Here is a 309-nt window from a genome sequence, read left to right on the forward strand (position 1 = left end):
TAGTTAGCCCATTCGTAAATAAAGAAGCAATGACGCAGCATATGCGCCAGATATCACACGCGACACCTGTTGGAAGACACGCTGTCGTGATAATAGATGGCGCAGGCTGGCACACATACGATACAGCTGCAGAATTTAAAAACCTAACGCTTATAAAGCTTCCACCTTATTCACCAGAGCTAAATCCAATAGAGCAAGTATGGAGCTGGATACGACAGCATTGTTTATCCAATAGAGTGTTTTCGGGCTATGACGAAATTGTCGATGAAGTTTCAAAGGCATGGAATCACTTTATTTCAATCCCGGATC

General features: G+C 43.0%; 1 protein-coding gene. It reads left to right on the forward strand.

Annotated elements, in window-relative coordinates; genetic code table 11:
* The coding region (locus IRQ78_RS20515) for a transposase (RefSeq protein WP_194442990.1) at nt 1–309 on the forward strand (309 nt) is incomplete at both ends.

It is taken from the genome of Pseudoalteromonas simplex, from assembly GCF_015278155.1.
GTDB classification, from domain to species: domain Bacteria; phylum Pseudomonadota; class Gammaproteobacteria; order Enterobacterales; family Alteromonadaceae; genus Pseudoalteromonas; species Pseudoalteromonas simplex.